Annotated in this window: 17 protein-coding genes; 12 read left to right on the forward strand and 5 right to left on the reverse strand. The window is 55.4% G+C overall.

Annotation, left to right across the window (positions count from 1 at the left end):
- Positions 1–151 precede the first annotated feature (151 nt).
- From hemE to AC1XYH_RS00670, 3 genes are all read left to right on the forward strand, one after another.
- Positions 152–1,234 carry a uroporphyrinogen decarboxylase gene (gene hemE, locus AC1XYH_RS00660; RefSeq protein ID WP_483324755.1) on the forward strand — a complete coding sequence of 361 codons (1,083 nt, stop codon included), beginning with the start codon at positions 152–154 and terminating at the stop codon, positions 1,232–1,234.
- Positions 1,235–1,314: 80 nt separating this feature from the next.
- The gene (locus AC1XYH_RS00665; RefSeq protein ID WP_483324756.1) at positions 1,315–2,085 is read left to right on the forward strand and encodes a ParA family protein; all 771 of its coding nucleotides are present in this window, start codon (positions 1,315–1,317) and stop codon (positions 2,083–2,085) included.
- Positions 2,086–2,184: 99 nt separating this feature from the next.
- Entirely contained in the window at positions 2,185–3,459 is a 1,275-nt protein-coding gene (locus AC1XYH_RS00670; RefSeq protein WP_483324757.1) for a bifunctional O-acetylhomoserine aminocarboxypropyltransferase/cysteine synthase, read from the forward strand.
- A gap of 47 nt (positions 3,460–3,506) precedes the next feature.
- Here the strand turns inward: AC1XYH_RS00670 and AC1XYH_RS00675 are convergent, their stop codons facing one another.
- Both AC1XYH_RS00675 and selO read right to left on the reverse strand, forming a co-directional pair.
- Positions 3,507–5,300 carry a sodium:proton antiporter gene (locus AC1XYH_RS00675; RefSeq protein WP_483324758.1) on the reverse strand — a complete coding sequence of 598 codons (1,794 nt, stop codon included), beginning with the start codon at positions 5,298–5,300 and terminating at the stop codon, positions 3,507–3,509.
- 151 nt (positions 5,301–5,451) lie between these two features.
- Positions 5,452–6,882, reverse strand: a complete 1,431-nt coding sequence (gene selO / locus AC1XYH_RS00680; protein ID WP_483324759.1) for a protein adenylyltransferase SelO — start codon at positions 6,880–6,882, stop codon at positions 5,452–5,454.
- Between the two features lie 301 nt (positions 6,883–7,183).
- Here selO and AC1XYH_RS00685 point away from each other — a divergent pair, with 301 nt between their 5' ends.
- Both AC1XYH_RS00685 and AC1XYH_RS00690 read left to right on the forward strand, forming a co-directional pair.
- Positions 7,184–8,974 carry an acyl-CoA dehydrogenase C-terminal domain-containing protein gene (locus AC1XYH_RS00685; protein WP_483324760.1) on the forward strand — a complete coding sequence of 597 codons (1,791 nt, stop codon included), beginning with the start codon at positions 7,184–7,186 and terminating at the stop codon, positions 8,972–8,974.
- Positions 8,975–9,216: 242 nt separating this feature from the next.
- Entirely contained in the window at positions 9,217–11,004 is a 1,788-nt protein-coding gene (locus AC1XYH_RS00690) for an acyl-CoA dehydrogenase C-terminal domain-containing protein (protein ID WP_483324761.1), read from the forward strand.
- A gap of 271 nt (positions 11,005–11,275) precedes the next feature.
- On the opposite strand, the gene AC1XYH_RS00695 is transcribed toward AC1XYH_RS00690, so the two are convergent.
- Positions 11,276–12,070 carry a 2-keto-4-pentenoate hydratase gene (locus AC1XYH_RS00695; RefSeq protein ID WP_483324762.1) on the reverse strand — a complete coding sequence of 265 codons (795 nt, stop codon included), beginning with the start codon at positions 12,068–12,070 and terminating at the stop codon, positions 11,276–11,278.
- Positions 12,067–12,975 carry a TauD/TfdA dioxygenase family protein gene (locus AC1XYH_RS00700; protein ID WP_483324763.1) on the reverse strand — a complete coding sequence of 303 codons (909 nt, stop codon included), beginning with the start codon at positions 12,973–12,975 and terminating at the stop codon, positions 12,067–12,069. The genes AC1XYH_RS00695 and AC1XYH_RS00700 overlap by 4 nt, the downstream gene beginning before the upstream one ends.
- 145 nt (positions 12,976–13,120) lie before the next feature.
- On the opposite strand from AC1XYH_RS00700, the gene AC1XYH_RS00705 reads away from it, so the two are divergent.
- Together AC1XYH_RS00705 and AC1XYH_RS00710 are read left to right on the forward strand one after the other, a co-directional pair.
- Positions 13,121–14,155 (forward strand): AraC family transcriptional regulator, encoded by a 1,035-nt coding sequence (locus AC1XYH_RS00705; RefSeq protein ID WP_483324764.1) that lies wholly within the window; start codon positions 13,121–13,123, stop codon positions 14,153–14,155.
- A gap of 104 nt (positions 14,156–14,259) precedes the next feature.
- Complete coding sequence (locus tag AC1XYH_RS00710; protein ID WP_483324765.1) at positions 14,260–14,598, forward strand: YegP family protein; 339 nt, start codon at positions 14,260–14,262, stop codon at positions 14,596–14,598.
- Between the two features lie 10 nt (positions 14,599–14,608).
- On the opposite strand, the gene AC1XYH_RS00715 is transcribed toward AC1XYH_RS00710, so the two are convergent.
- Complete coding sequence (locus AC1XYH_RS00715; RefSeq protein WP_483324766.1) at positions 14,609–14,950, reverse strand: alpha/beta hydrolase; 342 nt, start codon at positions 14,948–14,950, stop codon at positions 14,609–14,611.
- Positions 14,951–15,043: 93 nt separating this feature from the next.
- On the opposite strand from AC1XYH_RS00715, the gene amn reads away from it, so the two are divergent.
- The 5 genes from amn (at position 15,044) to AC1XYH_RS00740 (ending at position 22,677) form a co-directional block, all read left to right on the forward strand.
- Positions 15,044–16,516, forward strand: coding sequence for an AMP nucleosidase (amn, locus tag AC1XYH_RS00720; protein WP_483324767.1), 1,473 nt, complete (start codon positions 15,044–15,046; stop codon positions 16,514–16,516).
- Positions 16,517–16,646: 130 nt separating this feature from the next.
- On the forward strand, positions 16,647–17,660 hold the full coding sequence (locus tag AC1XYH_RS00725) for an HAD family hydrolase (RefSeq protein ID WP_483324768.1): 1,014 nt from the start codon (positions 16,647–16,649) through the stop codon (positions 17,658–17,660).
- Between the two features lie 135 nt (positions 17,661–17,795).
- On the forward strand, positions 17,796–19,709 hold the full coding sequence (locus tag AC1XYH_RS00730) for a metallophosphoesterase family protein (protein ID WP_483324769.1): 1,914 nt from the start codon (positions 17,796–17,798) through the stop codon (positions 19,707–19,709).
- A gap of 318 nt (positions 19,710–20,027) precedes the next feature.
- The gene (locus AC1XYH_RS00735; protein ID WP_483324770.1) at positions 20,028–20,480 is read left to right on the forward strand and encodes a (2Fe-2S)-binding protein; all 453 of its coding nucleotides are present in this window, start codon (positions 20,028–20,030) and stop codon (positions 20,478–20,480) included.
- Between the two features lie 13 nt (positions 20,481–20,493).
- Positions 20,494–22,677 (forward strand): xanthine dehydrogenase family protein molybdopterin-binding subunit, encoded by a 2,184-nt coding sequence (locus tag AC1XYH_RS00740; RefSeq protein ID WP_483324771.1) that lies wholly within the window; start codon positions 20,494–20,496, stop codon positions 22,675–22,677.

The raw sequence follows: 22,677 nt of genomic DNA on the forward strand, positions 1-22,677 counted from the left end.
CATTCTATTAAACGAAAAAGAGCGCAGAACATGACCCCATATGGTTGTTCCGAAGCAGGGTAGTGTGAAGTCCGACAGGCTCCTAGGCTCCTGACCTTTGTCGGCAATCCCGGTACAATGCCAGCTGACTTTGTAACTGGATAATCTCCCCATGACTGAACTCAAGAATGATCGCTTCCTTCGCGCCCTGCAGCGCCAACCAGTCGACGTTACGCCGGTATGGATGATGCGCCAGGCCGGGCGTTACTTGCCTGAGTACCGCGCGGCGCGGGCAAGAGCGGGTGACTTCATGGGCTTGTGCACCAACCCGGAGATGGCCTGTGAGGTTACTTTGCAGCCATTGGAGCGCTACCCGCTGGATGCTGCCATTTTATTCTCCGACATTCTGACGATTCCGGATGCCATGGGGCAGGGGCTGTATTTTGAAGCTGGAGAAGGACCGCGCTTCCGTAAAGTAATCAACACCGCAGCCGATATTGAGGCGCTGCCAATACCTGATCCAGAGAAGGATCTTGGTTACGTCATGGGCGCGGTGCGCACTATCCGCCGCGAGCTTAATGGTCGAGTGCCGCTAATTGGTTTTTCTGGCAGCCCCTGGACACTCGCGACCTATATGGTCGAGGGCGGCTCATCCAAGGATTTCCGCAAGACCAAAGCGATGCTCTACGATCAGCCCGAAGCGATGCACCTATTGCTCGATAAGCTGGCTGATTCTGTTATCAGTTACCTGAACGGTCAGATCTTGGCCGGCGCACAGGCGGTGCAGATTTTCGATACCTGGGGCGGTAACCTGTCGGCCGACGCCTATCAGAAGTTCTCGCTGGCTTATATGCGCAAGATAGTGGCAGGTCTGATCCGCGAGAATGATGGTCGTAAAGTGCCGGTGATCCTTTTCACCAAAAACGGCGGTTTGTGGCTGGAGAGCATTGTCGAAACCGGCGCTGACGCGCTAGGGTTGGATTGGACCATGGACATCGGCGTGGCGCGCTCACGAGTCGGCGCCAAGGTGGCATTGCAAGGCAACATGGATCCAACCGTGTTGTACGCCAAGCCCGCGGCCATTCGCGAGGAAGTAGCGCGCATTCTGGCCAGTTATGGCAAAGGCAGCGGGCACGTATTCAATCTCGGCCATGGCATCACCCCCGAGGTTGATCCGGCGCATGCAGGAGCCTTTATTGAAGCAGTTCACGAGATGTCAGCTATTTATCATGATTCGACTGCTATCGTAGGCTGACAAAGGTTGCGCATCTTTCCTGCGCGACCAGGCACTGAACGGGTTGCTCAACAACAGGCTATGGAAACAAGGAGAGATTTATGCGCAGGGTGGTATTCAACCAGAAAGGCGGCGTTGGTAAGTCGAGTATTGCTTGTAACCTAGCAGCAGTCAGCGCTGCCGCTGGATACAAAACACTGGTTATCGATTTGGATCCGCAGGCCAACTCCAGCCACTATCTGCTGGGTGAGGGGATGGCGGAGATCGATACCACCATTGCGGAGTTCTTTTCGCAGACCCTGTCCAGCGGACTGTTTGGCAAGAAGGCCGAACAGTTTGTGGTAGAAACCCCTTTCGAGAATCTCTGGTTGATGCCTGGCAGCCCTGAATTGGCTGACCTGCAGCACAAGCTGGAATCGCGTTACAAGATTCAGAAGCTGCGAAAGTTGCTTAAGGATCTTAAAGATAGCTACGAGCGTATCTACATTGATACTGCGCCAGCGTTTAATTTCTACACTATGTCGGCGTTGATTGCTGCGGACCGTGTGTTGATCCCCTTCGATTGCGACAGCTTTTCGCGGCAAGCACTGTATGGGCTGTTGGCCGAACTGGAGGACGTGCGTGAAGAGCACAATGAAGATCTGCAAGTAGAGGGCATCGTGGTAAACCAGTTCCAGCCGAGAGCCAGCCTGCCACAGCAAATTCTTGATGAAATGATTGCCGAAGGGCTGCCGGTCTTACCGGTGTATCTGAATAGCTCAGTGCGGATGCGCGAATCGCACCAAGCGGCAACGCCGCTGATTTTCCTTGATGGGCGGCATAAGCTAACGCAGCAGTTTATTGCGTTGCACGATCATATTGAGGGTCAGTAAGCGACAGCGTTGGTGGGTTATAAGCCAAGGGCAGTTTGATTGACCAATTGAGCGAGCTTGCGCATGCTCGGCGCTGGACTTCATAACAAGGAAAGCGCCATGAAACTGGAAACGCTCGCCATACACGCCGGTTACACTCCTGACCCAGCCACCCATGCGGTGGCTGTGCCTATTTACCAAACCACGTCCTACTCGTTTGACAGCACCCAACACGGGGCCGATCTATTCGACCTCAAGGTGCCGGGTAACATTTACACACGGATTATGAACCCGACTAACGACGTGCTTGAAAAGCGTGTCGCGGCCCTCGAAGGTGGCGTCGGCGCTTTGGCCATGGCGTCCGGAATGGCAGCGATTACCGCAGCGATTCAAACCCTGGCCGAAACTGGAGACAATATTGTCTCGGTAGCCAAGCTCTATGGCGGCACTTATAACCTGTTCGCCCACACCTTTCCTCGCCAAGGGATTGAGGTGCGCTTCGCGGAACATAATGACGTGGCGGCGCTGGAAAGGTTGATTGATGGCCGCACCAAGGCGGTATTTTGCGAATCGATCGGCAACCCGTCTGGCAATATTCTCGACATTCAAGCGCTCGCCGATGCAGCACATCGCCATGGTGTGCCATTGATTGTCGATAACACGGTGGCAACTCCAGCGCTGTGTCGTCCTTTCGAGTTTGGTGCCGATATCGTGGTGCACTCGCTGACCAAATACATGGGTGGTCACGGCACTACGTTGGGCGGCATAGTGGTGGATGGCGGTCGTTTTCCGTGGGCTGAACAAGCCGAGCGATTTCCGCTGTTGAACACCCCAGATCCTTCGTATCACGGCGTGGTTTATACCGAGGCCTTCGGTCCTGCTGCCTTTATTGGTCGCTGCCGAGTGGTGCCTCTGCGCAATATGGGCGCCGCCTTGTCGCCCTTCAATGCGTTCATGATCTTGCAGGGTATGGAAACGCTGGCATTGCGCATGGAACGTCACTGCGACAATGCGATGGCGGTGGCTAGCTACCTGAAGGACCATGACCAAGTGGCCTGGGTACAGTACGCCGGCTTGGAGGAGCATCCCGAGCATGCCTTGGCACTGCGCTATATGGGCGGAAAACCGGCTTCGGTGTTGTCGTTTGGAATTAAGGGTGGTCAGGCGGCGGGTGGGCGCTTTATTGATGCGTTGCAGTTGGTAGTGCGGCTAGTGAATATAGGTGATGCCAAGTCGCTGGCCTGCCATCCGGCTTCAACAACCCATCGACAGCTGGATGATGAAGAACTGGTCAAGGCGGGCGTGCCCCGGGATATGGTTAGGTTGTCCATCGGCATTGAACACATTGATGACATTTTGGATGATTTGAAGCAAGCGCTTAACGCGGCGAGCTAAAGCAGGCTGCGTAAAAAAGGCACCCAGTTGGGTGCCTTTTTTGTGGGTCAGGGAAACAGCGGCCAAATCATCGGGATAATGAAAGACGCAGCTGCCCACATGATCAGGTTGAGCGGCACGCCGATGCGCATGAAATCGCTGAAGCGGTAGCCGCCGGCGCTGTAAACGAAGGTGTTGGTCTGATAGCCGATGGGGGTTGCGAAGCTGGCGCTGGCAGCAAACATCACGGCGACCACAAAGGGGCGCGGATCAGCTCCCAATTGATGGGCCACGCCGATGGCAATGGGAGTTACCAGCACTGCCACGGCATTGTTGCTGATCACTTCGGTCAGTATCGACGTGAGTAAATAGATGAAGGAAAGCATAAATAGCGGACCCAGCAGCGGGGACAGGGTCATCACATGGCTGACCACAGTGTCTACCAAGCCTACCTTGTTCATCGCTATGCTGATTGCCAGCATGCCGAAGATCAATGTGAGGATACGCCAATCAATTGCTTTATAAGCGTCTTCGGTGTCCAGGCAGCCAGTGGCCACGACGAGCGCCGCAGCGATCATCGCCAAGCCTTCGATAGGCATGACCTTCGCCGCAGCCAGCACCATTACCGCCACTACTGCAGCAATAGCTATTGGCGCTTTATTGCGGCGATAAGCTCGCTCTTGAACCGAGTTGAGGCTAATCAAATCGCCGTTGTCAGCGAACTTCTTGATCTGCGCTGGGGTACCTTCCACCAGCATCACGTCACCAAACTGCAGCTGAAACTCGTCCAGGTTATCCTGGATGTTCTCGTTCTGGCGGTGAATAGCCAGAACGTGAATGCCATAGCGCGCGGTTAGGTTGAGGTCGCGCATCGGGCGGTGACTATAGCGTGAGCTGCGGCCTACTATGGCCTCAGCCAGCATCACGTCGCGGGTTGAGATGGTTTCGAAGCTGGCGCTGTCTTCGCGGTTGAAGGCAAGCAGGCCATTTTGCCTGAGCTCAACAAAGTCGCGCATAGTTGTATGCAAAATCAGTCGGTCACCCGCGCGCAGCAGAGTGTCGTTCAGGGGCGTCGAAAGCTCATCATCGCCCCGGAATATTTTCAGCACGCTGATGCCGCTGTTGCCGTTAAGGCTGGCTTGACTAATAGTCTGTCCGACGACCTGTGAGTTGTGCGGCACCAGCAGTTCTGTCATGAAGGTACGTGCCTGATCTGGTCGCAATTGGCGCGACAGGCTCTCGCGGTCAGGCAGTAGGCGATAACCGATCAACAGAATGAAAGCCATGCCAATACCCGCGAGTATGGCGCCCGGCAGGGTTATCTCGAACATACCAAAGGGTTCCATACCCATTTCGCGAGCCACGCCATCAACCAAGATGTTGGTCGAGGTGCCAATCATGGTCATGGTGCCGCCGAGAATGGTGGCATAAGACAGCGGGATCAACATCTTTGAAGGTTTGCTACCAACTTGGGTAGCAAGGGCTATAGCAACCGGAGTAAGAATGGCGACTACAGGGGTATTGTTGATGAAGGTCGACAATAGCATCGCGGTCATCATCAGACTGAACAGCGTGCGCCATGGGCTGCCACCGCCCATGCGTGAAAGCCAGTTGCCCAGGGTTTCTACGCAGCCTGTGCGCTCCAGCGCGGCGGACAAAATGAACATACACGCGATGGTGATGGGCGCGCTGTTCGACAGCACGCTGAGCACATCAGCAGGCGATAATAGTTGGCTAACCAGCAGGACGGCGACGGCAATGCCGACGACTACATCTGGGCTAAACTTCTCGCGCGCGAAAGCGTAGAACACCCAGCACAACAGCAGCGCGACGCCGATCAATGGCAACGAATCCCAGCTCATGGACACCTGAATCTCGTGTGAGGTTATTAGGTTCCAGTTGGCGGAACCCGTCTGGGCGCCACATTAAGAGGGATTTTTAAGTTTGTCCAAGTACAAAAACTGATTTTTATATGACTGAAAAGAATAACAGGGCAGATGCACCCATTCCTCTTCAGGACGAACAGCTAATCTCCATATGACGTCCCCAGTCGGGAGGTACTGCAGCATATTCCATTGCGTCTGGCCGTTCGCTAAAAGGCGCCGCTAAAAGGGAATGCAGCTGCCTCACTTCGCTGAAATCGCCTTGTTCCGCAGCGGCAATTGCGTTCTGTGCCAGGTAATTGCGCAACAAGTAAATCGGATTGGCCTTTAGTGCTTGATCTTGATCTGCATTGTTTCCTTTGCGGTGCAGGTGTTCTGCAAGCCAATGATCAAAGGCGTCGCGATCAATGAAATGATCACGTACCTCGGATTTGCCCTCGGCCAGTAAGCGCAGGCTCAGATTGAAGTCGCTGCCGCTATCTTGCATCAATTGCAGTAACTGCTCGATCTGTTCGCTATCGCCGCGCTGAGCGCCCGCCCAGCCCAGGCGTCGGCGCATCAGGCGTAGGTAGTGTTGCTCAAAGATCGGCATGAAATGGGCTAACTCGGCTTTTAGCGTTTCCGCCTCTATATAAGGCGTCAAGGTTTGTGCCAAACAGGCCATGTTCCACTGCGCTATCGCGGGCTGTCGGTGGAAGGCGTAACGGCCCTCATGATCTGAGTGATTGCACACATGATTGAAGTCGAACGCATCAAGAAAGGCGTAGGGGCCAAAGTCGAAGGTAATACCCAGAATCGACATGTTATCGGTGTTCATCACGCCGTGGCAGAAACCATACACCTGCCAGCCAGCGACCATTTCAGCCGTGCGTTGCAGGACCTCGCGGTACATGGCCAGATCTGGGTTCGCTTCCTTGAGGCACGCTGGGTAGCAACTGCGCAGGGTGAAGTCCAGTAACTCGCGCAGCTGGGTGTGCTGGCGGGTGTAGTAGAAATATTCGAAATGGCCAAAACGGATATGCGACTGCGACAGACGCAGGAGCATGGCGGCACGCTCTTCTCGCTCGCGGTACACCGGGTTGTCGCCCACGGTGACACAGAGCGCTCGGCTGGTAGGTATGCCGAGCGCATACAAGGCTTCAGAAGCAAGAAATTCGCGAATAGATGAACGCAGTACCGCGCGCCCGTCGCCCATGCGCGAGTAGGGCGTGCTGCCGGCGCCCTTCAGGTGCAGATCCCAATGCTCTCCGGCGTGGTTAACTACTTCGCCTAGCAATAAGCCTCGGCCATCTCCCAGTTTGGGATTGTAGGAGCCGAATTGGTGTCCGGAATAAACCATTGCTCTTGGCTCGGCGCTGCTCCAGATTTTATGCCCGGAGAACAGCTCGGTGAACAGCGCGCCATCGGCTTCCTCAGGCGATAAATCCAGCAGTTGCATGGCGCTGGGACTGCTGATCACCAACCGCGGGTTACGCAGCGGTTCCGGTGTGACTCGCGTAGAAAAATTGTCTCCCAACTGGGCGAAGCGATTGTCGAATTGCAAATCAGAGAGCAGGGCCAAGATAGATCCTTCTGCGGGCTAGCGCAGGGGTAAAGTGATGAGGACATGCTAGGGTCTGTTGACCTGTTATCGCAAGCCGCACTGTCGCGTAAGTTCTCGCGGGGCTGGAGCAGCTTGTGATTAGCGGCAATTATGTTTGCCACATGACCGACTGGTCATGTTCCCTGTGTTATGGCTCTGCATCAAGCGAGGTAATGGTCGCGGGGAAATCTTGACCTTGACGCCGCACATCCCTAGTGTTCAAACACCTGTATGAATAGTTGCCGCCGGTATGGTCCGGCCGCCCTTTTGGAGAGCCAACATGCCCGAATACAACGCCCCCCTGCGTGACATGCACTTTGTTATGGATGAAGTGCTCGATTTTGCTGCTGGCTACGAAGCCTATGGTCTTGAAGATGCCTCACCTGACCTGGTGCGAGCTATTTTGGAAGAGGGTGCCAAGTTTACCAAGGATGTATTGTCACCTTTGAACCGTACCGGTGATGAAGAAGGCTGTCACATCGAAAACGGTGAGGTGACTACACCTAAAGGCTTCAAAGAAGCCTATAAGCAGTACTGCGAAAACGGCTGGGGCTCGATGACTGCGCCGGTCGAGTATGGCGGACAGGCATTACCAGCCTCCTTGGGCTTAGCGGTCAGCGAAATGGTCGCTTCCGCAAACTGCGCCTTCGGCATGTACCCAGGACTTTCACATGGTTGTGCGGCGGCGATTCGTGCTCATGGATCGCAAGAACAAAAAGATCTTTATCTGAGCAAGCTGACCCCCGGCACTTGGACTGGCACCATGTGTCTGACCGAATCCCATTGTGGTACGGATTTGGGTCTAATCAAGACACGTGCTGTACCCGAGGCTGACGGCAGCTACAAAATCACCGGTACCAAGATATTTATCTCTTGCGGTGAGCACGATATGGCCGAGAATATTGTTCATTTGGTGCTCGCCAAACTTCCCGATGCACCCGCCGGGACCAAAGGCATCTCACTATTCATCGTGCCGAAGTTTCTACCTGATGCTGCCGGTGAAAAAGGTGAGCGTAACAATCTGGCTTGCGGCTCAATTGAGCACAAGATGGGCATTAAGGCCTCGGCTACCTGTGTGATGAATTTTGATGGTGCGACCGGCTTCCTGATCGGCGACATCAACAAAGGTCTGAATTGCATGTTCACCATGATGAATCATGCACGTTTGGGTACCGGTATGCAGGGCCTGTGTAACGGCGAAACTTCTTATCAGTCAGCTCTTGCTTACGCTAAGGACCGTCTGCAGATGCGTTCTTTGAGTGGCCCTGCGGCACCTGAGAAACCCGCTGACCCAATCATTGTGCATCCTGACGTGCGGCGCATGCTGCTAACCATGAAAGCCTTTAACGAAGGCAACCGCGCCTTGACCTATTACACCGCGCAGCTGCTAGATCAAGCGCATTACGCGAAAGATGAGGCGGAGCGTGCTGCCGCTGAAGAGCAACTGGCTTTTCTGACGCCCATCTGCAAAGCCTTCATGACCGATACCGGCATGGAAGTGACTAGCTTAGGTATGCAGATATTCGGTGGTCACGGTTACATCCGTGAGTGGGGCCAAGAGCAGCAAATGCGCGATTGCCGCATTGCACCTATTTATGAAGGTACTAACGGCATCCAGGCGCTAGACCTTCTGGGCCGTAAAGTACTAGGTAGCCAAGGTAAATTGTTGGCAGCTTTCACTAAACAAGTGCACAAGTTTTGTCAGGCGAATGAAGGCAACAGTCAATTTGCAGACGATATCGCTAAGTTGAGCCAGCTCAATGTTCAGTGGGGTGAAATCACTCAACGCATCGCCGGTCGTGCGATGCAGAACCGCGAAGAAGTAGGCGCTTGTTCTGTCGACTTCCTGATGTTCTCCGGTTACGTGGTACATGCCTTCTTGTGGTTGAAGATGGCTACTGTCGCTCAGAAGCAGCTGGATGCAGGCTCCTCCGAAGAAAATTTCTACAAAGCCAAGTTGGCTACGCAGAACTTCTACTTCAAGCGCCTACTGCCACGTGCGCAGGCTCACGTTGAGGCATTAGATTCCGGCGCCGATAACCTGATGGATATTACGGTAGATCAGTTCTAAATCTGGCCTGAGAAAAACCCCGACTGGTTCGGGGTTTTTTTACGCCTGTAATTTGTAACGCGTTGCGCAAGCGACATGACTAACGGCTAGTCTTAAGCGGTGCAGAGAAATAGGCTTATATTTGTGTGACTGATTTGTAAATAAAAGTCATAAAAAGACGCTATAGGTTTATTCGTTGCCGCGCTACAATCCCGGTCCTGTTCCGGTATGGTCCGGGCGCACCTGTTGAAGAGGAAATTTCCATGGCCGATTATAAAGCCCCCCTGCGTGACATCCGTTTCGTGCTGAATGAAGTATTTGAAGCCGACGCGCTCTGGCAGAGTCTGCCTGGGCTGGACGGTGCCATCGATGCGGAAACCGCCGATGCCATGCTGGAAGAAGCCGGCAAAATCACCTCGCAAACGATAGCCCCGCTTAACCGTAGCGGCGACGAAGAAGGCGCCCAGTGGAACGACGGCGAAGTCACCACGCCTAGCGGCTTCAAGGCCGCGTTCAAGACCTACGCCGAAGGTGGCTGGGTAGGTCTGGGCGGTAACCCTGAGTTTGGTGGGCTGGGCATGCCCAAGACGTTGGGCGTACAAGTTGAAGAGATGGTTTACGGCGCCAACAACAGCTTTGCGCTGTATCCCGCATTGACCGCCGGTTGCTGTCTGGCGCTTGACGCCCACGGCAGCGAAGAACTGAAGCAGGCCTATTTGCCTAATATGTACGCTGGCGCATGGTCTGGCACCATGTGTTTGACCGAATCACATTGCGGTACCGACCTGGGCATCATTCGTACCAAGGCGATCCCGGAGGCTGATGGCAGCTATTTGGTTAGCGGTACCAAGATATTCATTACCGGTGGCGAGCACGACCTGACCGAGAACATCATTCACATGGTGCTGGCTAAACTGCCCGACGCGCCAGCTGGCCCTAAAGGCATTTCGCTGTTTCTGGTACCCAAGTTTCTGGTTAATGAAGATGGCTCATTGGGCGAGCGTAACCCAGTCAACTGTGGCTCTATTGAGCACAAGATGGGCATCAAGGGTTCGGCTACCTGCGTGATGAACTTTGATTCGGCACGCGGTTATCTGGTCGGTGAGGTCAATAAAGGCCTTAATGCCATGTTCACCATGATGAATTACGAGCGTCTGTCGATCGGTATTCAAGGTATCGGCTGCTCCGAAGCCTCTTACCAGAGCGCGGTGGATTACGCACGCGAGCGCATCCAGAGCCGTGCGCCTACTGGTGCTGTGCAGCCCGATAAAGCAGCCGACCCGATCATCGTGCATCCTGACGTGCGCCGCATGCTACTGACCATGAAAGCGCTTACCGAAGGCAGCCGAGCCTTCTCTACCTACGTGGGTATGCAGCTGGATATCAGCAAATATGCCGACGAGCCTGTGGCCAAGAAGCAGGCTGAAGACCTGGTCGCGCTGCTGACGCCAGTGGCCAAAGCCTTCTTCACCGACGTAGGTCTGGAAAACTGTGTGCATGGCCAACAGGTATTCGGTGGGCACGGTTATATTCGTGAGTGGGGCCAGGAGCAGCTGGTGCGTGACGTGCGCATTTCGCAGATATATGAAGGTACCAACGGCATTCAAGCGCTGGACTTAATGGGCCGCAAGACCGTGGCTAACGGCGGCGCCTTCTTCAAGGTGTTTGCGGAGCAGATACGCGGCTTTGTGGCAGATAACGGCGATGGCGCTATGGCCGAGTTCGTGCAGCCGCTATCCAAGGCACTGAGCAATCTGGAAGAGCTGACCGCTGGTGTAATCGAGCGTAGCAAGAGCAACCCGAATGAAGTGGGCGCGGCTTCGGTTGAGTACCTGCATGTGTTTGGTTATACCGCTTACGCCTTTATGTGGGCGAAAATGGCCAAGGTTGCATTGGCCAAGACGGGTACAGATGAGGGCGGCTTCTATAGCGCTAAGCTCGGCACTGCGCGTTTCTTCATCAAGCGTTTGTTGCCGCGTATTCACTCGCTGAGCGAGTCGGTAGGGGCTGGCAGTGAGTCATTATACGAGTTGGATGCTGCACAGTTTTGAGCAATCGCCCTGTCTTTGGCGGGCAGGGCCGATCAAATGTAAGCAAATGCTTACATGCTGTGGTGACAATAGCTTATGGGCACTTTCTGAGAACTTGCGTAGTATCAGTCGTGCTAGGAGCATCGCAGGAAGCGACTCAAACAACAGGGAATAAGGATAGTGCCTCGGAGGCATTGTTATTACGGATGATCAGGAAACTATTCTGCAAAACCCCGCCTCGGCGGGGTTTTTTCTTTTCTGCAGTAGCCTTTTTCAACGTTTTAATAGCGCCTCAAGCTGCTGAGCTGAAGCGACAGCTAACCTCTCCCAGCTCACCCATACGCAGGACCAGGTGGTCGCCTGGTGCAATCGGGTGTAGCCCCGTCAAAGCGCCGGTCAGGATGATGTCGCCAGCCTTGATGCTCACGCCTTGTCGCAGTCGATCGCGAACCAACCACAGGCAAGCCTCGATTGGATCACCCATAGCACTGCTGGCTTTCCCCTCGGCTATTTGTTCGCCGTTGAGCTCAAGCGTGGCCGTCAGCGCGCTAGCGTCTATTTTGGCTGGCTCGCACTGCGGAGTGCCCAATAGGTAGCCGCCGGAAGACAGATTGTCAGCCACCGCATCAAACAGGGTTTTCGGCCAGCCAGCTATGGCGGAATCACAGATCTCCAAAGCAGGCACCACCGCGTGCAGAGCTGCAAGCAGTTGGCTGCGGCCCAGCTCAGGGTCAGTCAAATCCTGGGCGAAAACCATGGCCACCTCGATCTCAGCGCGTGGCGCGATGAAGTCGGTGTAGGCCAGCGTGGAGCCGGCGGGGTATTGCGCATTGGCCATAAGTACGCCTTGCAACGGGCCATCCAGCCCCATGGCGGCCTGCGCGGCCGGGTTGCTGAGGCCTAGCTTGTAACCGGCGATGCGATCACCCCGTTCAATACTCAGGCGCTGCCATTGCTGCTGGGCTGCGTAAGCTTGCTCCATGCTGGCAATGTGGCAGCGCTCCACGATCGAGGCGCAGGGTGTTTTTAGCGCGCGGGCTTGTAATAGCAGTTCTGCCGCTTCGGTTGGCTCGCTGGTAGAGCTCATTTGGTGCTTCCTCTGAGGGGTTTTTCGCCCACTACTGTAGTGCGAAACATCTCCCGGCGCGCGCCAAAATAGTCGGAGATTGGCTGATGCCATACACAGCGATTGTCCCAAATAGCCAGGGTGCCCGGCGTCCAGCGCATGCGGCAGGTAAAGGCGGGAGCTTGCGCCACGCTGAACAGGTAATCGAGAATCGGGCGTGACTCTTCGGACTTCATGCCGGCGATGCCCAAGGTATAGACCGGATTGGCGAAGAGCACGTCGCGGCCGGTTTCTGGGTGACGGGTAATCAGCGGGTGGCTGCGCACATCGTGCTCTACGCTCTCGCCAAAGACGATCTTCATGCTCTCCAGGCCGGCGTTGTGCTTGGCATTGGGGCCGTAACCGAATTCCGGGCTATGTATGCCGTCTAGCCCGTGCAGGGTGTCGCGCAATGTATCAGACAGCCATTCGCAGGCCAGATACATATTATTGAACAGGGTGTCGCCGCCGCTGGCTGGTACATCCTTGCCGTAGAGCAAGGTGAATGCGGGCGGTTGTTCCTGGAACGACCAATCTGAGTGCCACGCGCCGCCGAAAACGACCGGCGTTTGCTCACTGGCCTCTTTGACCACATGCACTACATGCGGATGATCCGGCATGGGCTTGACGTAGGGTTCTACCCCAAACTGTCCGAAACGCTGCGTGACCGTCTCTAGCTGCTCGACACTGAGGTCTTGATCTCGGATGAACAGGACGCAGTGATCCATCAGCGCCTGCCGTAAAGCGGCTTGCCCCGGCTCGCTGAGGTTGTTGAGGTCGATATCATGGATGTCGGCGCCGAGTGAGCCAGCGACCGGGCTGACGCTGAAGTGCTCGCTGGAGCGGGCTTGGTTGTTGCGTGCATGGGTGTAGAAAAATTCAGGCATAGTTTCACCTCTGTGTTGTCGTTTTTGTTTTTGTGAACGTGGTGCTATGTCCTCAGCTTGCAATAACTAGCCTCACTCGACCATGATCAAAACCGCCAAAACATGATAGTTTCTGCCAGGCGTAGTTTATCTGGGGCTATTAACAATGAATTGGCGTGAGCGGCGCGACAGCACCAATGTGCATTATCTGTTGGCCATCGCAAGGCAGTTGGAGGTGTCGTCGGAGCAATGCCTGCAAGCTAGTGGACTGCGTTCAGCAGATATGCAGGCTGGTGAGCCTATTGAGCTATGGCAGGAGCTGGCAGTCATCCGCAATCTGGTGGCGGCCTGCCCCAAGCGCGGGTTGGGTTTGTTGTTAGGCCAGCAGTACCACCTCACCAGTCTTGGGTTGCTTGGCTATACCATGCTTGCCAGTCGCTCGCTGGCGGACGCGCTGCAGATCAGCAGCCAGTTTCGGGCCCTGTCATTGTCTATTTGCCCCGTCAGTTTGCAGCAGGTAGAAGAAGGCGTTTACCTGAGCCTGGATCAAAGTGTGCTACCTCCGGATGCCTGTGCGCTGGTCATTGAACGCGGCTTGGCAGCATGGCTGCGGGTTTTCAGTGAGCTGCTGCAACGACCTTTTGTACCCTTGCGAGTCGAGTTTAATCTGGCCCAACCAGCCCCACTTGCCGAGTACCTTGACTACTTCGGATGCACCGTTGAGTTGCAGGCTGAGCGCAACGCCATGTTGATCGGGGAAGCCGATTTACACGCGCCGCTACCGCTGGCCAATACCATGACACAGGCCGCGTGCGCGAGTTTGTGCCAGCAGTTGTGCGCCGGAGTGGAGGATGTGCACACCCCGCTGGCGCGGCAGGTGATGCAGGTGCTGATGAGTCACGCTGGCGGCAGCAAAGGCGCGGCGAAGGTGGCTGACATGTTGGGGCTATCCGAGCGTAGTTTGCATCGTCGGTTGGCTGAAGAGGGGTATCCGTTTGGCATGCTGGATGCGCGAGTACGCAGCAATTTGGCCGAGCGCTTGCTGCGGGACACTGACCTGCGGTTGGACGGCATTGCACAGCAGTTGGGGTATGCCGAAGCGGCGAGTTTTTCCCGCGCATTCAAACGCTGGAATGGCTGCTCGCCCAAGCAATGGCGTAACCGACAAGCACTGGAGACTCGGGTGACCTTGGTCGTTTGAGTTTTGATGAGCTTTAACTTGTGTCATTTTGAGACGATTTCTCCACCCTGACTATACTGCCTTGAGGTGCCCGCAAGGGCAGTTGTCAAAAAAGGAGTCAAGTTATGGCGGGATGGTATGAGTTAAGCAAAAGCACTGACGGGCAATTCCGTTTTGTACTCAAGGCGGGTAACGCAGAAACTATTCTCACCAGCGAGCTATACACAACTCGCGCCAGCGCTGAAAACGGCATCGCCTCGGTGCAAAAAAACTGCGAGGACGATGGGCGCTACGATCGCAAGGAAGCCAAGAACGGCAAGCACTACTTCAACCTCAAAGCGGCGAATCACCAGATCATTGGCACCAGTCAGATGTACGCCGAGGCGCGTAATGCTGAAACTGGGATTCAGTCGGTCAAGAGCAATGGCGCCAGCAGCGTCACCAAAGACAAGACCGCTGAGTGATCGGTAAACCTCAGGGCTGATCGCGGGCGAAATCGAGTACGCGCAGGCTGGCTTGTGCTGCGCTGCCGCCGTGATCAGCTCCGGGCAACATCATCTGTGCGCTTTCCAGCCCGAGTGAGCGCAACGGCTGCAGGGCAGCGAACAGCTCATTTAGATTACTGATCCTGCGGCGTTGCTGCATCAACCGCTGGCGTGGGTTGGGGTTTCCCTCAGTGATCACAGGTTCTTCTAGCGAGCCAACGCTCAACAACAAACGCGCCTGTGTACCGGGTTCGGCAAAGCGCTTATTCAACTGCGGTAGCTGTTCGAACAGGTTGCGCTCATTCCACCAGAGTGACGGACTGGCTGCCACGCAGTGCTGGGTGCGTCTAACCGTGTAGCAGGCTGGTGGCGTGTGCGCTGCGCTACAGGCAAGATAGGCGCATGTGAACAGCCGAGGTGCTCCATGAACTCATGCCCAGACGATTTTGTCGTAGTGTCCAGTCCTGAAGAGGCGGTGGATCGCCTTGCTGCCCTGTATCAACAGGCCACCGGTGCTCTGCGTCAGGCGCTAAAGAACTACATGCACAACCGCGAGCGGCCTGATGTCAGTCGTTGCGCCTTCCGTTATCCCGAGCTACGGCTGACCTATCTCTGCCAAGGTGAGGTGCCCAGCACCGTGCGTGCTTACGCCAAGGTCCAGGTACCCGGCACCTACAGCGTTACCGTCACTCAGCCAGCGGCTTTTCGGCGCTATTTGTTGGATCAATTGCGACCGCTGATGAGCGACTTTACTGTCACCATCGAAGTGGGATCCAGCCAGGCCAATATTCCTTATCCCTATGTGGTTGAGCAAGGCGATGAACTGGGCGCATCAGGCGTGACCGCAGCGGAGTTAGCGCGGGTATTTCCCAGCACTGATTTGTCCGCCGCCAACGACGGTACCGCCGACGGTCTTTACGACTGGGAAAATATCGACCCGCTACCGCTCGCGCTCTTTGATGCGGCGCGTACCGACTTCTCCCTGCGCCGTCTGGTGCATTACACCGGTAGCGATTGGCAGCATGTGCAACCGTGGATTCTACTAACCAACTATCATCGCTATGTTGATCAGTTCATCCGTCATGGGCTGGATATGCTGCAGACCGACACGCGCTTTCAGCGTCTGGTATTCCCAGGCAATGTGGTGATTGAGCGTGGCATGGCCGAGGGTGAGATGCAGGCCATCATCGAGACTGTGGTCTGGCACCGCTATCAGATGCCGGCCTATCACCTGCAGGCTGAAAACCCTGCGGAAGGCATCACTCTCGTCAATATTGGTGTGGGGCCATCCAACGCCAAGAACATTACTGACCACTTGGCAGTACTACGCCCGCATTGCTGGCTGATGATTGGCCACTGTGGAGGTTTGCGTCAGTCGCAGACTATTGGCGACTACGTGCTGGCGCACGCCTACATGCGCCGTGACGGTATTCTCGACCGCGTGCTGCCACCGAACATCCCGCTACCAGCGTTGGCCGAAGTACAACAGGCTTTGCAGCAGGCTGCCGCCGAGGTCACGGGAGAGCAGGGCGACGCACTCAAGCGCCGGCTGCGTACCGGAACCGTGCTGACCTACGATGATCGCAACTGGGAGCTGCGTTGGGCGCAGGAGCGCCCGCTGATCAACATGGCGCGCGCCATCGCCGTAGACATGGAAAGCGGCACCATCGCAGCCCAGGGTTATCGTTTGCGCGTACCTTACGGCACCTTGCTGTGCGTCTCCGATAAGCCGCTGCATAGCGAAATCAAGCTGCCGGGCGCGGCGGGCGTGTTTTATGAACGTGCGGTTACCCAACATCTGCATATTGGTATTCATGCGTTGGAGCTGCTGCGCAGTCAGCTGGATTCATTGCATTCGCGAAAACTGCGGAGCTTCGACGAGCCGCCCTTCCGCTAGACGCTTCGGCGATACAATCTATTTGTGAAGCTGCTGAAACTGCAGCTTGATAGCCTCTGATTGCAAATCCGCAATCAGAGGCTATCTTTGTTCTACGTATTGACCTACACAGGGACAAAGGTAGACCACCATGCCATTCAAGCAATTTGGAATTATCGCGTTATTTGCATTCGTCAGTTTGACTGGCACTAGCGTTGCTCAAGCGGAGGCCACGGACCCGCTACCATCCTGGAATGACGGGGCGTCCAAAACCGCTATTATCAGTTTTGTCGATAAGGTAACCGAGCAGGGTGGTCCTGGTTTTGTGCCCGAGCCGGAACGTATCGCTACCTTCGATAACGATGGCACTCTTTGGACCGAGCAGCCGCTCTATTTTCAGGGGCTGTTTGCACTGGATCAGATTCGTCTGCAGGCACCGCAACACCCTGAGTGGAAAACCACAGAGCCGTTCAAAAGTGTACTGGCAGGCGATACCGAAGCGGTTATGGCGTCCGGTATGGAAGGCCTGATGAAAATTCTCGGTGTATCCCATACCAACATGACGGCAGAAGAGTTCTCTGCTTCCGTTAAGACGTGGTTGGCGAGTTCAGAGCATCCCACCAAAAAACGCCCCTACAACGAACTGGTTTACCAGCCAATGCTGGAGCTGCTCGACTATTTGCGGGCTAGCGGCTTCAAAACCTTCATCGTATCGGGTGGTGGGATTGATTTTATGCGCGTGTTTGCTGAAGAAGCCTACGGAATCCCGCCAGAGCAGGTCATCGGCTCGACGCTGGATGCCAAGTTCGAAATGCGCGATGGCATTCCGACCATAGTTAAAACCGGTGACCTGCTGTTGAACGATGACAAAGTCGGCAAGCCGGTAGGTATCTACCGCCATATCGGTCGTCGTCCGATCTTCGCTGCGGGTAATTCCGACGGCGATCTGCAGATGCTGCAATACACCACCATCGCTCGGGGTACAGAAGATACCTTGCCGCGCTTTGGGATGATCGTGCATCACACCGATGCTGACCGGGAGTGGGCTTATGATCGCGAGTCGCATATTGGTCAGCTGGATAAAGGCATTGAAGAGGCAAATCAGCGCAACTGGACGCTGGTCGATATGAAGGCAGACTGGAAAACGGTGTATCCAGGCGAGTGATCCTCTGTGTGCGTGGAGATGCAATGGAGTGCTATGAGCGGGCTGTTTTTTTAATGTAACCGCTCTGTCTCGCTGCCTTCACGTGCGCGCTGTAGCTTTTCAGGCTTGATAAACCAAGTCTGAAAAGGAATTAAGATGTTTATTCGTACGGGAATTGTGTCTCTTATTGCCGGTGGCTTGCTGACCGGTTGTCTGTCTTCCAGTAGCAGCAGTGATAATGACGACGTCAGCACGCCGGAAACACCGGTGTCGCAGACGCTGAGAGTCGGTGTCATTCCCGATACCCAGGGTGGTGGTCAGAACTCTTCCATCATTCCGATGCGTGCGTTGATGGAGTTTTATCGCGAGCAGAAGGTAGATCTTCTACTGGTTGTTGGCGACCTTTCCGAGGAAGCAACGCCAGCGGAATACGCCCAATGGCGCAGTGTGGTGGATGACTATCGCGATGATTTTGTGATGTTGCCACTGCAAGGCAATCACGATATCAAAGGTACTGACCAGGATTGGTACGACAACGTTAGCGACCTGATTCCCGCTGATGCAATTCAAATGGCTGGACAGCGCGACAAGAACTACGCGGTGGTGCGCGACAACGTGCTGATTATTACGTTGTCTTACGGCCAGCTGCCGTTCACCTACGACTTCACCCGCGAAATGATCGAAACCTACCGTGACCAGGTGGATCACATCATTGTGTCTACGCACAACACCATGGTGGGTTCCCGCTACGGCAATATTCGCGAGCGTGTGGTCGAAGCCTACGATACGTCCGAAGGTGATCAGCAGTTCATTTTGGTACACAACGATTATCGGCAATTGTTCGCCGACAACGACGTGATTTACGTAGCAGGGCATGAACACCAATATCTGCGCAGTCTGGTGGCGGGCTACTACGGCGGCCATTACACCGAACTGGTAAGCGGCAATGCCTCTTACAAAGGATACGACTCGCGCTTCGGCGAGAGCGAACTTATCCAGGATATGGTCATGGTGAAGGTAAACGACGGCAGCAGCGGTTCATTGGATGTGAACGCTTCGATCCTTACGTTCAATGGTGACCTGGTCGATTACCGCTCTTACTACGAGAGTCATACTGTTACCAGCAACGAAGACGGCCAGCGCGAACTGGCAGACCCGCAATGGAAGCTGATCGACCGCTTTACGCGGACCGCTGAACGCTGCGACAAAATCGTCTATCCGTCGAGTATTCCGGCGAGTAACCAGCTCAACATGACGCACGACAAGAGCTACCGCACCAGCGCTTGTGTATCGGAGAACGGCTTTTCAGCGCGCATTCTGGACGGCGAGAACAGCATCTTCAACCGGTATGAAACCCGCACCAGGACGACCAATTTCGAGCCTGGTGTATCAACAGCAAAAAGTAATGCGGAACTGGCGGCGCGCTACTTACGTTATCTACACATACCGCACGCAAGCTACTCCCCAAACCTGAATAACAGCCAGCGCGTGCGGTTGATCAACGAAGGGACTGCGGACGAGGAAGTTGAGATCCGCGAGACCACCATTGATTTGAAAAAACAGGTGTCGTTAAGTTGGGTCGCGAAACGTGAAGGCGCCGAGTCGGATGTATTGATCATCAGTGGTATTCAAGGGCAAGACGGGACCTACAATGGCGCCAGAGGCGTTATGAAAAACATCCAGACGGATGTCGGTTTCGCTGGTAGTTTCGGGGATGGTAGTGAAAGAGGGAAACAGCCGGTCGTTTTGCCTGCCGGTCGGGTCAACAGTAACTGGGTGTTGGATGACGATGAGCGCGGTGACGACTTCGTGCTGCAGTTCAATCTACCGGCCAGCGCTGATGCCACCAGCCTGACCTTGGGACGTTGGAACGAGGATGCTGAAGGCTGGGAAGCGGTGGTGACAGAAGAGTGTCTCAGCGCTGCCAGTTACGACAGCAGCTATCTGAACGATGTGCCAGCAGATGTGCCGGAAAGTTGCGCCACCTCCGCGGGCATGGTCAGTGTGGGTGGTGAACATGTGTGGGCACGGTTGGACCAAGATGGTGCTTACGCGTTGATCGCACGTTAAAACGTCCGGGAAGCCGGGCTGCCAGGCTCGGCTTCTCTCTCTTTGTGATACGCCGTATTCGGCTCAGGGCTAGCGTGGGCTCTGGCTTTTTTCGCAAATCTTTCGGGGTAATGTTCTATCGCCCTGCTCACCGTTAGCGCTACCCTGCCTTCTATCCTTAGCCTTTATTCGAATAGCTGTCGCTGTTTCGCGTCTATCCAATGGCTCGTTGGTGAGGCGTTGTCGATCAGCTTGGTTTTTTGTGCTTGCGCCTCGATGCCGAGCCAACTGCTAAAGTGTATAAAAATATAACTAATTCCGTGCCGTGATGAGGTCTCTATGAACCTGCTGTCCATTAATGGTGAACAACACCAACTTGATGTTCCTGACGATATGCCTTTGCTTTGGGTTTTGCGTGATGTGCTGGGGCTAACAGGAACTAAATTTGGTTGTGGCATCGCACAGTGTGGTGCGTGCACCGTGCACCTTGACGGCGAAGCCGTTCGTTCCTGCGTGCTCCCGGTTAGCGCCGTTGCGGGCAAGGCGATTGTCACCATAGAAGCCATCGCTGAAAACGCTGTGGGTGCCAAAGTGCAGCAAGCCTGGCTTGAGCATGAGGTGGTGCAGTGCGGTTACTGTCAGTCGGGGCAGATCATGTCTGCCACGGCGCTGCTGCAACACAAACCCTCTCCTAGTGATGCTGAGATTGATGCCGGCATGGCAGGCAATATTTGCCGCTGCGGCACCTACACGCGCATTCGCGCGGCCATCAAAGACATCGGCCAGGCCTGAGGAGAAACAGTTAATGGATAAGTCGAGATTTGCAGTATCGCGGCGTGGTTTTCTGAAGGGCTCGAGTGCTGCCTTGGGCGGTCTGGTGCTCAGCACCTGGTTGCCTGGCTTTGTACCGCGCAGTGTTGCCGCAGAGGCCACCGCGGCAGGCCGTTTGGGCGATCAGTCACCGCGTGCTTACGGCGCCTATGTGCGGATTGGCCACGATGGTCTGGTGACGGTGATCTCACCTAAAATCGAGATGGGCCAGGGTGCGCATACCGGTATCGCGATGATGGTTGCCGAGGAATTGGAAGTGCCGCTTTCTGCCGTAACCATCGAAGATGCGCCGCCAGACAGTGAGCTGTATGCAGATTCACTGATGCAATTCCAGGCAACCGGTGGGTCTACCTCTACACGGCATAGCTGGAAGCCGCTGCGCGAAGCCGGTGCCACGGCCCGATTGTTGCTGATACAAGCCGCTGCCGCACGCTGGGGCGTTGACGCCTCGCAGTGCCATGCCAAGAATGGTGAGGTGTTTGGCCCGGCTGAGCAGAAGCTCGGTTATGGCGAGTTGGTCGATGCGGCCAGTGAGCTGCCGTTGCCAACCGAGGTGGTGTTGAAAACACCCGAGCAATTCACCTTGCTGGGCACGCCGGCGCGGCGTATTGATACCCCTAACAAGGTCAACGGCAAGGCGCAGTTCACCATCGATTTATCGGTGCCAGGCATGCTGATTGCCTCGACTATGACTTGCCCAGTCTACGGCGGCACGTTGCGCAGTGTAGATGATTCAGCGGCTAAAAAAGTGCCGGGTGTACGCGATGTGATCAAACTGGACAACGCGGTTGCGGTGACCGCGAGCAACTATTGGGCCTGTCAGCAGGGCTTGAAAGCGCTGAAAGTTGAATGGGATTTGGGCGAGCACGCTAGCGTCAATTCGGCGCAAATAGATGAGGCATTGCTGCAAGCCAGCTCGCGTGATGGGGTTGTTGCGCACAGCACGGGCGACATTGGTAAAGCGTTGGAAAGTGCCGAGAGCCGCTTTGAGGCGGTCTATGAACAGGCCTTTCTATCGCATTCTCCGCTGGAGCCGATGACCTGCGTGGCCCATGTGCGTGCAGATGCCTGTGAGTTGTGGGTGGGCACACAGGTGCCGGTATTTGCTCAGCAAACGGCGGCAAAAATCAGTGGCCTACCGGCGGACAAGATCATTGTTAACAACCAACTGATCGGTGGCGCATTTGGTCGGCGGTTGGACTATGACTTCATTACCCAGGCAGTCGATGTGGCGCGGCATGTCAGCTATCCGATCAAACTGATCTGGAGTCGTGAAGAAGACATGACCCACGATCTTTATCGCCCGCAGTACGCCGACCGGTTGACCGCAGCGTTAGATGCAGACGGCAAACCGACCGGCTGGCAACACCGTATCGCCGGTGCTTCGGTGCTGGGACGCTACATGGGCAGCCTGCCTGAAAACGGCGTTGATGCTGATGCGGTAGAGGTCGCCATCGAGCCAATTTACGAGCTGCAGAACCTGCTCGTTAATTACGTGCGTGAAGAACCCAAGGTTGTACCTGTGTCATGGTGGCGCGGCGTTGGACCCTTGCGTAGTACCTATGCGCTCGAGTGTTTTATCGACGAGTTGGCGCACAACGCCGGCGCCGATCCGGTGGAATTCCGTCTTAGCCTGCTGGCCGAGCAACCGCGTGCGCAGGCCGTATTGCGCTTGGCCGCGGAGAAAGCCGGTTGGGGTAACACTCTGCCGGCAGGGCAGGGCCGCGGCGTAGCGGTCAGCGCGGTATTCGGCAGCTATGTGGCTACAGTGGTGGAAATGGAGATGTTGGGCGACAAGGCAGTGCGCATTAAACGCCTGGTCAGTGCTATCGACTGTGGTTTGGTAACCAATCCGACCTCAGTTCACGCACAGATTGAGGGTGGAACGTTATTCGGTCTCTCGGCCTCTTTGTTCAATGAAATTCTGATTGAGCAAGGCGTGGTGCAGCAGACCAACTTCCACAATTATCGTCAGCTGCGTATTAACGAAGCGCCGGGAGTTGAAGTACATATTGTCCCCAGTCTGGAAGCGCCGGGCGGTGTGGGTGAAACCGGTACTGCGCTGATTGGCCCTGCGCTGGTCAATGCGCTACATGCTGCATCCGGGACGCGTTTGCGTCGTCTGCCACTGAGTCGTGCCGGTTATTACCCGGCGTAA

The sequence above is a fragment of the Pseudomonas sp. GW-45 genome, assembly GCF_056896675.1.

Coding starts and splice junctions, on each gene's coding strand:
- hemE (WP_483324755.1), top strand. CDS start 152: ATGACTGAACTCAAGAATGATCGCTTCCTTCGCGCCCTGCAGCGCCAA.
- AC1XYH_RS00665 (WP_483324756.1), top strand. CDS start 1,315: ATGCGCAGGGTGGTATTCAACCAGAAAGGCGGCGTTGGTAAGTCGAGT.
- AC1XYH_RS00670 (WP_483324757.1), top strand. CDS start 2,185: ATGAAACTGGAAACGCTCGCCATACACGCCGGTTACACTCCTGACCCA.
- AC1XYH_RS00675 (WP_483324758.1), bottom strand. CDS start 5,300: ATGAGCTGGGATTCGTTGCCATTGATCGGCGTCGCGCTGCTGTTGTGC.
- AC1XYH_RS00685 (WP_483324760.1), top strand. CDS start 7,184: ATGCCCGAATACAACGCCCCCCTGCGTGACATGCACTTTGTTATGGAT.
- AC1XYH_RS00690 (WP_483324761.1), top strand. CDS start 9,217: ATGGCCGATTATAAAGCCCCCCTGCGTGACATCCGTTTCGTGCTGAAT.
- AC1XYH_RS00695 (WP_483324762.1), bottom strand. CDS start 12,070: ATGAGCTCTACCAGCGAGCCAACCGAAGCGGCAGAACTGCTATTACAA.
- AC1XYH_RS00700 (WP_483324763.1), bottom strand. CDS start 12,975: ATGCCTGAATTTTTCTACACCCATGCACGCAACAACCAAGCCCGCTCC.
- AC1XYH_RS00705 (WP_483324764.1), top strand. CDS start 13,121: ATGAATTGGCGTGAGCGGCGCGACAGCACCAATGTGCATTATCTGTTG.
- AC1XYH_RS00710 (WP_483324765.1), top strand. CDS start 14,260: ATGGCGGGATGGTATGAGTTAAGCAAAAGCACTGACGGGCAATTCCGT.
- amn (WP_483324767.1), top strand. CDS start 15,044: ATGAACTCATGCCCAGACGATTTTGTCGTAGTGTCCAGTCCTGAAGAG.
- AC1XYH_RS00725 (WP_483324768.1), top strand. CDS start 16,647: ATGCCATTCAAGCAATTTGGAATTATCGCGTTATTTGCATTCGTCAGT.
- AC1XYH_RS00730 (WP_483324769.1), top strand. CDS start 17,796: ATGTTTATTCGTACGGGAATTGTGTCTCTTATTGCCGGTGGCTTGCTG.
- AC1XYH_RS00735 (WP_483324770.1), top strand. CDS start 20,028: ATGAACCTGCTGTCCATTAATGGTGAACAACACCAACTTGATGTTCCT.
- AC1XYH_RS00740 (WP_483324771.1), top strand. CDS start 20,494: ATGGATAAGTCGAGATTTGCAGTATCGCGGCGTGGTTTTCTGAAGGGC.